This window comes from uncultured Paraglaciecola sp. (assembly GCF_963977085.1).
Taxonomy (GTDB): Bacteria; Pseudomonadota; Gammaproteobacteria; order Enterobacterales; family Alteromonadaceae; genus Paraglaciecola.
The window spans coordinates 20,029-31,979 of record NZ_CAXBNC010000033.1 but is presented as its reverse complement, the minus strand read 5'-3'; the positions used below and the strand labels follow the sequence as shown (position 1 = coordinate 31,979).

Annotated in this window: 9 protein-coding genes and 1 tRNA gene; 1 reads left to right on the top strand and 9 read right to left on the bottom strand. The window is 43.1% G+C overall.

The window, feature by feature from the left end; genetic code table 11:
• Positions 1-159: 159 nt before the first annotated feature.
• The 4 genes from AAC000_RS22375 to AAC000_RS22360 form a co-directional block, all read right to left on the bottom strand.
• Positions 160-250: transfer RNA gene (locus AAC000_RS22375), tRNA-Ser, on the bottom strand.
• Between the two features lie 352 nt (positions 251-602).
• On the bottom strand, positions 603-818 hold the full coding sequence (gene csrA, locus AAC000_RS22370; RefSeq protein WP_007105138.1) for a carbon storage regulator CsrA: 216 nt from the start codon (positions 816-818) through the stop codon (positions 603-605).
• Between the two features lie 136 nt (positions 819-954).
• Entirely contained in the window at positions 955-3,552 is a 2,598-nt protein-coding gene (gene alaS, locus AAC000_RS22365) for an alanine--tRNA ligase (RefSeq protein WP_007105139.1), read from the bottom strand.
• Positions 3,553-3,676: 124 nt separating this feature from the next.
• Positions 3,677-4,126: a regulatory protein RecX gene (locus AAC000_RS22360; protein ID WP_007105140.1), complete on the bottom strand. Its 450-nt coding sequence runs from the start codon at positions 4,124-4,126 to the stop codon at positions 3,677-3,679.
• 44 nt (positions 4,127-4,170) lie between these two features.
• On the opposite strand from AAC000_RS22360, the gene AAC000_RS22355 reads away from it, so the two are divergent.
• Entirely contained in the window at positions 4,171-5,328 is a 1,158-nt protein-coding gene (locus AAC000_RS22355) for a GNAT family N-acetyltransferase (protein ID WP_339726039.1), read from the top strand.
• A gap of 26 nt (positions 5,329-5,354) precedes the next feature.
• On the opposite strand, the gene AAC000_RS22350 is transcribed toward AAC000_RS22355, so the two are convergent.
• The 5 genes from AAC000_RS22350 to AAC000_RS22330 all read right to left on the bottom strand — a co-directional run bounded on the left by AAC000_RS22350 (position 5,355) and on the right by AAC000_RS22330 (position 11,582).
• Positions 5,355-5,942, bottom strand: a complete 588-nt coding sequence (locus AAC000_RS22350; RefSeq protein ID WP_335671339.1) for a DUF938 domain-containing protein — start codon at positions 5,940-5,942, stop codon at positions 5,355-5,357.
• Between the two features lie 26 nt (positions 5,943-5,968).
• A complete protein-coding gene (metH, locus tag AAC000_RS22345; RefSeq protein ID WP_335671340.1) occupies positions 5,969-8,593 on the bottom strand; it encodes a methionine synthase in 2,625 nt (874 codons plus the stop codon).
• Between the two features lie 91 nt (positions 8,594-8,684).
• Positions 8,685-9,743 (bottom strand): homocysteine S-methyltransferase family protein, encoded by a 1,059-nt coding sequence (locus AAC000_RS22340; protein WP_335671341.1) that lies wholly within the window; start codon positions 9,741-9,743, stop codon positions 8,685-8,687.
• 33 nt (positions 9,744-9,776) lie between these two features.
• A complete protein-coding gene (metA, locus tag AAC000_RS22335; protein WP_335671342.1) occupies positions 9,777-10,703 on the bottom strand; it encodes a homoserine O-succinyltransferase in 927 nt (308 codons plus the stop codon).
• Positions 10,704-11,282: 579 nt separating this feature from the next.
• Positions 11,283-11,582, bottom strand: a complete 300-nt coding sequence (locus tag AAC000_RS22330; RefSeq protein WP_335671343.1) for a hypothetical protein — start codon at positions 11,580-11,582, stop codon at positions 11,283-11,285.
• Positions 11,583-11,951 lie beyond the last annotated feature (369 nt).

The window sequence follows — 11,951 nt, the reverse complement described above, 5'->3', positions numbered from 1 at the left end:
TCCGACCACCTGGTTCGTAGCCAGGTACTCTATCCAGCTGAGCTACATGCGCAAACTCGGTATTAAGTAAAACATATTAGGCACACTACCCTGTTTTACTAAAGCTTATTTCCTTTAGTCTAAGCTTCTTAATAATATTTCTATTATCGTATTAAGTAATGGCGGAGAGGGAGGGATTCGAACCCTCGATACGAGTAATACGTATGGTTCCTTAGCAGGGAACTGGTTTCAGCCACTCACCCACCTCTCCGGAAAACCTTTAAATTTTTGCTGCTGATTTATTTGCTGCCTGAGTATTATGCCAACGCATAATCCATCTGACAAAGGCCTTATTTACTTAACTTCCTTAGCTCGGGAAGCGCCTTTCACCGTTTGGTGTGTCTCCTAAATCTGGAGCCGAATTCTACCTACACACAGAAGTAAGTCAAACACTTTTTATAAAGATTTAAACTGCTTGCTGCTATTTTGAGCCGTTCGTACAAAAAACGTCTTATAATAGCGATAATTCATCGCTTCCCAGTAAATTTTATGGATTTTAGAGGTGAATTTTTTGCATAAAAAAAGCTGGATGAACCAGCTTTTTTTATCAGTAGAACATAAATTTAATTATCTTCATCTGACGTAGATTGATCATGTTCAGCCAGCTGACCATTTTTTTCAGCTTGAATTCGCATGTAAATCTCTTCTCGGTGAACAGATACTTCTTTTGGTGCATTCACCCCAATTCTTACCTGATTACCTTTAACCCCTAATACCGTTACTGTGACTTCGTCACCGACCATCAAGGTTTCACCAACACGACGGGTCAAAATTAGCATTCTTTAGCTCCTTATCCGTTTACAAAAAAATAATCCCTAATTTAAAACTAGCGTATCCCTTTGAAATTACCAAAGAATTACACACCCGACCTTTCCTTATTTTTGTTGTCACAGCAAAAATTAGTCGATAATACGCTTATAGCCTTTCTTGCAACCAGCCTGCAACTGAAGCGATTGCACTGTCTAAATTCTCTGGTTGTGAGCCGCCAGCTTGAGCCATGTCAGGACGACCACCGCCTTTTCCACCTACTTGCTGAGCGACAAAGTTCACTAACTCACCAGCTTTTACTTTCTGAGTTAAATCTTTGGTCACACCGGCAATTAGACTCACCTTATCGTTATTCGCTACGCCTAATAATATGACGCCACTGCCGATTTGGTTTTTCAGATCATCTATGATGGAGCGTAATGCGCCACTTTCAATGCCTTGTAAATGATAAGACAACACTTTTACCCCATTTATTTCATTTATCTGGGATAAAAGATCACTTCCTGCACTACTTGCGATTTCCTGCTTAAGGCGAGTCACTTCTTTTTCGAGTATTTTTGTCTGCTCAAGAAGCTGCGTGACGCGATCGCCTACCGTACTCACATCCGTTTTTAAGACACCGCTGATGGAGCTTAGTTCGCTTGCTTGTTGCTGTACATGCTGCAAGGCATTTAATCCGGTCACGGCTTCAATACGTCTTACACCGGATGCGATGCCACTTTCAGAGATAATTTTAAATAGCCCAATGTCACCAGTACGCGCAACATGTGTGCCGCCGCATAGCTCCATTGAAAAGCCACCCATGGACACAACGCGCACATCGTCATCGTACTTTTCACCGAATAAAGCCATTGCACCAGCCTCTTTGGCCTGCTCAAGTCCCATCAGTTGGGTCTGCAAAGCATGATTAGCAAGTATCTGTTCGTTGACCATAGTTTCAACGGCCGCAATCTGTTGCTTATTCATGGCTTCAAAGTGCGAGAAATCGAAACGTAGGCGTTCAGCTTGAACTAAAGAACCTTTTTGATTGACATGTTCACCGAGAATCGATTTCAGCGCAGCATGCATCAAGTGCGTGGCGCTGTGATTTAGTTTAATCGCGTGGCGCCTTTTGCCATCCAATTTCGCTTCAACTTTGTCACCTACTGCGATAGTACTTGTTGCTATACCTTTGTGCGCAATGGCCTTGCCTAACTTTACGGTATCGGTGACGGTAAAATCGCCCGTCTCGCTCGCTAGCACACCAATGTCACCGGCTTGGCCACCTGATTCCGCATAGAATGGACTTTCATCAAGGATCAGCGTGCCTTTGTCGCCTGAGGCTAGCTCATTAACAGATTCACCTTGAAAGAATATCTCCCGCACCTGGGCAGTATTTTGCTCTTGTTCATAGCCGACAAACACCGATTCAAGATCGCTGCGCAGTTGCTCGTTGTAATCTAAATCAAACTGACTGGCTTTCTGGGCACGTTTGCGTTGCTCTGCCATTGCTTGATCGAAGCCTTCCTCATCAATACTCAGGCCTTTTTCACGCGCTACGTCATTGGTTAAATCCGCAGGAAAACCGTAAGTATCGTATAACTTGAAAACCACATCCCCTGGCACGACTTTGCCATCGAGTTCTGCCAAGGTATCGTTCAAAATAAGCATGCCTCGCTCAAGCGTGCGTGAGAATTGTTCTTCTTCAACACGCAGGACTTTCTCAATGATCGCCCGCTGCTCATTTAGCTCAGGATAAGCATCCCCCATCTCCTGTGCCAAAGCGCCTACCAACTTGTAGAAGAACACCCCATTCGCACCCAATTTGTTTCCGTGACGCACTGCGCGGCGAATAATACGTCGTAGCACGTACCCACGACCTTCATTTGATGGCATGACGCCATCAGTGATTAAAAAGCTACAAGAACGAATATGGTCCGCTACCACACGCAATGACTTATCATCAAGGCTTGTGGTGCCAACTAAATCAGCTGTGGCTTTGATCAAATTTTGAAAAATGTCGATTTCATAGTTGCTATGCACGTTTTGTAAAATAGCTGAAATACGCTCTAAACCCATGCCAGTGTCTATCGAAGGTTTAGGCAAAGGTTGCATATCGCCATTTGCTTGACGATTAAACTGCATGAATACTAAGTTCCATATTTCAATAAAGCGATCGCCATCTTCTTCAGGCGATCCTGGTGGTCCACCCCAAATATGTTCGCCGTGGTCATAAAAAACCTCAGAACAAGGGCCGCAAGGACCTGTATCGCCCATAGACCAGAAGTTATCTGAGGTCGCAATACGAATAATTTTGTCTTTTGGAAGCCCAATATCCTTGTGCCAAATATCAAACGCTTCATCATCTTCTGAATATACGGTCACCAGCAGCTTGTCTTTTGGTAGCTTCAACTCTTCGGTCAAAAAAGACCAAGCATAACCAATCGCTTGGTGTTTAAAATAATCACCGAAACTAAAATTACCGAGCATTTCAAAAAAAGTGTGATGACGTGCTGTATAACCCACGTTTTCTAAATCATTGTGCTTACCGCCAGCTCGTACACATCGTTGAGAAGACACTGCACGGGTGTATTTACGTTGTTCAGTACCGAGGAAAACATCTTTAAACTGATTCATGCCCGCATTGGTGAATAACAAAGTTGGATCGTCACCCGGAACCAGAGACGAACTAGAAACTTTTTGATGCCCTTTATCTGCAAAAAAATCTAAAAAGGCCTGCCGAATTTGCGCTGTGCTCTTACTCATTGATGATCCTGAAACAACATTTATTGATTTGAGGGTAAAAACGGCCTTAAACGGCCATTTCTATATATTAGTTAGTGGTAACGATAGCATGTTTTCCCCAGTCTTGTTAAGGACTTCACTGCACTTAGAACGCACTTTCCAAGCGACGAATTTGCTCATGACTAAACCCTCGATATTGCAAAAAACGGTTACGTTTTTGTTGCTCCGGCCAATCTTTGGCTGGTTTATGACCAAATTTTTTCACAGCAACCTGTAACACCAACTCATCCCAATCTATCTCCTGCTCAGCTATCGCTTGCTCGATTAATTCGTCTGCTACGTGTTGCTGATTAAGTTCGTGACGAATTCGTTGCTCCCCAACACCTTTTGCAACCCGACTGCGCACAATCATTTCAGCAAACCGTAAATCACTTTGGATATCAGCTTCTTGAAATTGCTTAATGCGCTCCACACAAAGCGCTTGCTCATATCCCTTCGCTAGCAATTTCTGTAACAATTCATGGTGACTATGTTCGCGCATAGATAAATATTTGGTAATACTATATTTAATGTTCTTACTTTCGTTATCTGTCATATCAGGTAATATAATCGCCCTATAAAGGGATCCTGTAGAGTGTTATGCGCCAAACATTTAATTTTAAGTTTCTAAGCAGCATAGAGCAAATCGACAGTGAGAGTTGGCATGCATTGGCTCACAATAGTGATCCTTTTCATCAGTACGCCTTCATCGAAGCGCTTGAACGTTCAAGTTCAGTTGAGCCGAAAACAGGCTGGCATCCACAACATCTTACAATCTACCAGGGTGAAACCTTGGTGGGCATTCTACCTTTGTATATCAAAAATCACAGTTATGGCGAATACGTATTTGATTTTGCCTGGGCCAATACCTACCGTGAATATGGTCTTAATTACTATCCAAAATTAGTCTGTGCTATTCCGTTTACACCGGTTTCCGGTTCGCGTTTATTGGTTAAAAATGAGGTGGACCAGGACCAGCTTATCCCGCAATTATGTAAAGCGATTCAAAAGCATGCCATTCAAAACGGCCTGTCCTCTATGCACTGGTTGTTCGTGCCTGAGCCCTTGAGCACGGCCCTGAATAAAGAACAGCATATGGTCAGAAGAGCGGTTCAGTTTCAATGGTTTAATCGGAATTTCCGTAATTATGATGACTTCAGCGCAACACTCACCTCCAGACGACGTAAATCAATCCGTAATGAAAGGCGAAAAGTCCAAGAGCAAGACGTTCAGGTCGAGCGGATCTACGGAGCAGATATTAATCCTGAACATATTGACTTCTTCTATCAATGTTACCAACAAACTTACTTAAAACGCAGTGGGCACCGGGGTTACCTCAACCGTGACTTTTTTACCCGCCTTTATCATTCCATGCAAAGTAATATATTGTTGGTAATCGCAACACGCAACGGCCAGCCTCTGGCTAGCGCCTTTTATCTATTTGACGATAAACAACTTTATGGGCGCTATTGGGGGGCACTAGAAGACGTTAATAACCTGCATTATGAATGTTGTTATTATCAAGGTATTGAATTTTGCATCGAGCATAATATCAGTTCTTTTAACCCTGGAACTCAAGGTGAACACAAAATTTTACGCGGCTTTGAACCCATTTATTGTTATTCAAATCACTGGCTAGCCGAAGCTGCATTTCAAGACGGCGTGCGACGTTTTTTACGTCAGGAAGATAGCAATATTGAAACCTACAAAGCAAATGCCGCAGAATTATTACCGTTTAAAATAATATCCGATAACTAGAATTTAAATTCAGCTATTAAGCTAAGTTACGGTTTGCGCCAAATAAGCATCATGTTATTTGCTGGCATAGAATGCTGCTCTGCCAGCACCAATCCACTGGCCCATTTTTGCAACTCCGCTATATCTCTTATACCACCGCATCCCTCGTTCAATAAATGCTGATTGAATGATTGATTACTGGCGCTGGTAAATTCACCGTTGACAGTGAACGGACCGTATTGACAGAAAATCCCACCTGAAGATAAGTTTTGCGCCACGAGCTGCATCATTATTTGTGCTTCATGGGGCTGCATAATATGCGTGGTATTGGCTGTATATACGCTATCAACGTCATTACACGGCCATTCATCAACACCTATATGAAAGTGCAACGGACTGCGCACGTTACCTATTGTTAATTCCGCCAGCCAAGCATCAATGCTGCTATGATTGTGGGCTAAATCGCTGGTTTGCCAGAGTATATGAGGTAACGCTGGCGCAAAATAAGCGGCATGCTGTCCCGTTCCCGAACCGATTTCGAGTAAGCGAGTGTGACCCGATAACGCCTCTTTTAGCACAGCTAAAATGGGCTCTCTATTATTGTCGCATGAAGGGCTAAAACGTTTTTCTGTCATTGTGTCACACTCATTCTGGTTCAACGTTAGCTATTTAGATTAGGACCAAGCCATTTTTCCGCCTCTAATTCCGACCAACTTTTACGTTGCGCATAATCAAGCATTTGATCTTTTTGTATCTGTGCGACGGCGAAATAACGGGACTCAGGGTGAGAAAAATACCAACCAGACACCGCGGCACCTGGCCACATTGCATAACTTTCCGTGAGTTTCATCCCGGTGTTTTTCTCTGCGTCGAGCAAATCCCAAATAGCTTGTTTTTCAGTGTGTTCAGGACAAGCCGCGTAACCGGGAGCAGGACGAATACCTTGATATTTTTCACGAATAAGCTCCTCGTTACTCAGTGATTCATCCGGTACAAAGCCCCAAATTTCTTTGCGTACTTTTTCGTGTAAATATTCAGCAAAACCCTCAGCCAAACGATCCGCCAATGCTTTAACCATAATACCGTTGTAGTCATCACCGTCCGCAATATATGCGCTGGCGAGTTCATCTTCACCGATACCTGTGGTGACGGCAAATGCGCCCATATAATCGGCTTTACCTGTGGATTTAGGCGCGATAAAATCGCTCAAGCAATTATTAAACCCCTTAGTTTTCTCAGTTTGCTGGCGCAAATGGTGGCACACTTCACGTACTTCCTTGCGTTGTTCGTCACTATAAATTTCAATGTCATCATCAACTCGATTAGCAGGAAATATCCCCACAACGCCCTTGGCTTGCAATTTATTGTTAGCGCATAAGTCATCAAGCAGAGCAATGGCGTCATCAAACAACGATTGCGCCTCTTTTCCCACGACCTCGTCTTGCAAAATCCGCGGATATTTCCCCGCTAAAGACCAGGTTAGAAAAAATGGCGTCCAATCAATATACGCACGTAACTCCTGTAAGGTTACTGATACGGTTCTGACACCTAATGTTTTAGGTACCGGTGGCGTGTATTGGCTCCAATCAAAATCGAAACCATTGGCACGGGCCTTTTCCAACGAAACAGGGCGACTACGAGGCTTTTTGCGCGCATGTTGCTCACGGACAACATCGTACTCTTTTGATATTTGCAGGGCATAGGCAGGGCGATGCTCTTTAGATATAAGCTTTTGACACACACCAACGGCTCGACTGGCATTAGGAACGTAAACTACCGGTTGGTCGTAGTTTTGCTCGATTTTAACCGCAGTATGCGCCTTTGAGGTTGTTGCACCACCAATTAACAAGGGTAAATCCAAACCTAGACGTTGCATTTCCTTAGCGACGTAGACCATTTCATCCAAAGAAGGCGTAATCAAACCAGACAAGCCAATCATGTCGACATTTTCATCTTTGGCAACCTGAAGAATTTTGGCACAAGGCACCATGACTCCGAGATCAATAATTTCAAAGTTATTACATTGCAGCACCACACCAACAATGTTCTTGCCTATGTCATGTACATCGCCTTTCACCGTCGCCAGTAAAATCTTGCCATTGGTACTACCCACATCTTTTGTGGCTTCAATGTAAGGGTTCAAGTATGCAACTGCTTTTTTCATAACCCGCGCGGATTTAACCACTTGCGGCAGGAACATCTTGCCTTCCCCAAACAAGTCCCCCACTACATTCATACCGTCCATTAAGGGACCTTCGATGACGTGTAACGGCTTCTCAGCTTGCTGACGAGCGAGTTCTGTATCCTCATCAATATAATCAGTAATCCCCCGCACTAAAGCATGCTCTAAGCGTTTATTCACAGGTAACTCACGCCACTCTAGGTTTTCTTTTACTTGCGCTTTACCGTCACCCTGATACTTAGGTGCGAGCTCTAGTAAACGGTCGGTCGCATCCGCATTACGATTCAAAATTACATCTTCAACCGCTTCTTTTAGCTCCGCTGGGATTTGATCGTACACTTCAAGCTGACCGGCATTAACGATGCCCATATCCATACCGGCTTTAATGGCATGGTATAAGAACACCGAATGCATGGCTTCACGCACCGGGTTGTTACCGCGAAATGAAAATGAAACATTTGATAGGCCACCAGAGATATGCGCGTGGGGTAATTTCTGCGTTATGCGACGCGTAGCATTGATAAAATCCACCGCATAGTTGTTATGCTCTTCAATACCGGTAGCCACGGCGAAGATATTAGGGTCGAATATGATATCTTCAGGCGGGAAACCTATTTTCTCTGTTAAAAGCTGATAACTACGCTGACAAATTTCAAATTTACGATCTTCCGTATCGGCTTGCCCAGTCTCATCAAAGGCCATAACGACAGTTGCCGCACCATAGCGCTTAAGCAATTTAGCCTGATGTAAGAAGTTTTCCTCACCTTCTTTTAAGCTAATAGAGTTTACGATTGCCTTACCTTGCACACACTTTAAGCCGGCTTCAATAACAGACCATTTTGACGAGTCAATCATGATAGGTACACGAGAAATATCAGGCTCTGAGGCAATTAAATTCAAGAAACGGGTCATGGCCGCTTCTGAATCGAGCATGGCTTCGTCCATGTTAATATCGATGATCTGCGCACCGTTTTCTACTTGCTGACGAGCAACATCTAGCGCTTTCTCAAAATCGCCTTCTAAAATGAGGCGTTTGAACATGGCAGAGCCCGTTACATTAGTACGCTCGCCGACATTAATAAAGGATGCTCTTGCTTTGATCATAGGTCACTCAGTCTACTAAATTTTTTCACTTTGTTACTTCGTGGGCCGTTGCTATTTAGTCACCCACGGTCAATATATATTTGTCAGTTAATTAATGCACAAACGGCTCAAGTCCCGATAAACGCAGCTTCACTTCACGTTTAGGAATTGCCCGAGGTGCAACACCATCAACCACACTGGCAATCGCGGCGATGTGCTCAGGCGTTGAACCACAACACCCACCCACAATGTTAACTAAACCGGACTGTGCCCACTCGCGAATATGTTCAGCCATTTCATCACTTTCAAGGTCGTATTCACCAAACTCATTTGGCAAACCAGCATTCGGATGCGCCGACACAAGGCACTCTGCTACGGTGGACACTTCGTCCACATACTGGCGCAGTAGATCAGGGCCTAGTGCGCAATTTAATCCAAAAGAAAATGGGCTGGTATGACGCATGGAATAATAGAACGCTTCAGCAGTCTGACCTGATAAAGTGCGCCCTGAGGCATCGGTGATCGTGCCTGAAATCATAACAGGTAGGGTTTTGCCTAATTCATCGAAAACCACGTCAACAGCAAACGCAGCAGCTTTTGCATTCAAGGTATCAAAAATGGTTTCAATCATAATCAAATCTGCTCCCCCTTCAATTAGTCCGTGTGTCGCTTCGACGTATGCTTCGACCAACTCATCGAAGGTAACGTTACGCTCACCAGGATCGTTCACATTGGGAGAAATAGAAGCAGTGCGGCTCGTTGGCCCTAATACACCTGCAACAAAACGCGGTTTTTCCGGCGTGAGTGCACTGTATTTATCCGCCGCTTTACGTGCGAGCTTTGCAGACTCAATGTTTATCTCTTTTGCCAGCGACTGCATATTATAATCCGCCATAGAAATAGTCGTAGCATTGAAGGTATTCGTTTCAATAATATCCGCCCCTGCGGCAAGATAAGCACAATGAATATCAAATATGGCTTCAGGCTGGGTAAGGGTCAATAGATCATTGTTCCCTTTAACGTCGCTATGCCAATCCACAAATCGCTCTCCACGATAATCATCTTCTTGAAAATCATGAGCTTGGATCATAGTCCCCATAGCGCCGTCTAAAATAAGAATACGTGTTTTTGCAGCGTCGTGTAGTGCTTGTTCTGAAGATACCGTTGACACATTATTTCCTTTAAAACTGATAAATAAGTTGCTCTAATCTTTATTCGACAAAGATGCCAAATCATAGGGAGTATTCTGGTATACGTAGTAGTTTAACCAATTAGTAAACAGCAGACTACCGTGGGCTCGCCATGTCACCATTGGTGTGCATAGGGGATCATCATCAGGATAATAATTTTCAGGAATGATCGCATTCAAACCGGCTTTTACATCACGTTGGTACTCTTGATCTAAACTGTCAGGATCATACTCAGGATGCCCAGTAACAAATACTAACCGCCGATCTTCAGATGCGACGAGGTAGGCGCCGGTTTTTTCAGAACTGGCCAAAACCTTCAAGCCTTCCACTGACTCGTAGTCCGCAACACTGATTTCACCATAACGTGAGTGAGGGGCATAGAAAACAGGGTCAAAGCCGCGCATCAATTCATTGTGTTCATCTTGTACCTGATGAGGAAATATCCCACTGAGTTTAACATCACGTAAACTGCGATTCTTGCCATAGAAATGATATAAAGCGGCATGGGCGGCCCAACATGAAAACAAAGTAGATTGCACATGACGTCGCGCCCATTCCAGCACAACTTTCATTCTTTCCCAATATTTAACGTCATCATAGTCAAGTAACGCCAAAGGCGCACCAGTGACTATTAACCCATCGTACTGTTTGTCTGCCACATCATCGAAGTTGTGATAAAAAGCTTTCATATGGGATTCTGGTGTGTTCTTCGGTGCCTGATTATCGATACGGATCAAGTCGACATTGATTTGCAAAGGTGTATTCGACAACAAACGTAAAAATTGCACTTCTGTTTCCATCTTATTCGGCATTAGATTCAAGATACCGACTTCCAGAGGACGAATATCCTGCATGGCGGCACGATCAGTATCCATCACAAAAATATTCTCACTGTTTAAAATGCTTTGCGCAGGCAATTCAGTAGGGATACGAATAGGCATAATGACTCCAAGATGGGTTGAGATGCACTAAATTTGGAGCAAAACGCATTGAATGTCAACATCTTTACGTCTAGACGTCTAAACGTAAACTTATGAAAAATATTTTTATCTATATGTATTACGACATCAAATTTGAGATTTATGCCAACAGTGAGATCCCGGTGCAGCCCTTTAGAATCAAGCAGTTTCATTTTTCGAATTTACGCGGAGTATCCATTTGGCGCTCAACTGGTTACGAATTACAGTTTAGGTTGGTTATGTTATTTATAGAGAAATGCCTTTAATGGAATGAGCTTCCTAAAAAGAAGCATACAGCGCTCCTCCGCAGGACACTTTACTCTAATGGGTTCGATGATTGCTGTCGGAATCTATCCAATCGTCCAGATTTTTTTATAATTTCTCCATCGTCGAACACAGCTTTTTCTAAACGTGATTTGGTAAAATTCGTTGAAGATCGCCTTATGAAACCGCTCCAAAATACCGTCACCTGCTACGACACCTCTTTCTTCTTGTTGTGGTCGATTGTTCGTGTCAAAAGTTAAGTTAAAGCCAAAATAGTACTATTTATTAACAGGGAAGTTAGCGCAGACCCTTGGTGGCGATTCCAAAAGCCTTATCTGGTAGTTCTTGTTTTTCGTCAAACATGACTATACTTCTTCGGTAATCTTTTAGTGCATGTAGCGCGACTTCGAAACAGTTTTCGCATAAATCAAGACCATAAGTTATCCCATCTGCTTTAGAACCATATCCCCAGCTTGCTTTTAACTCTCCACATTCTTTGTGTGTATGGCCATTCATTTCAATCATGACACTATCGTTGCAAATGTCACAAATACGGTTTACAACAGTTTCAACCACTTTCTCTGCTAAGATTTTCATTGCGATACCTAAAATAATTAGTTTGTATTAGCTTAACGGAAATTTTGGTAGCTCTTTATTCAACTAACAAAGAGGTTAATAAGTTCGAAATACTCTACGTCCTGAATTTTGTGCGGTTGATTCAGCAGCCCTAAAAATGGGGATTTTTAACTATGATTTGACCAATATCTATTGGCTGCAAGAAACTCGGAAGAGACACCCGCCTCGGACAAAAATGCGTTCATGGAACGAAATATTTATTTCTGGAAAATTAACCAGTTCGCGATGTTTACAACACACTCAGGTTTTTGTCAGTACTTTTTACAATTCATAGTGTTATTTTCTAAATGAAATTATTAATTTAGATAGGAGCTAAATCACAACTTCTTA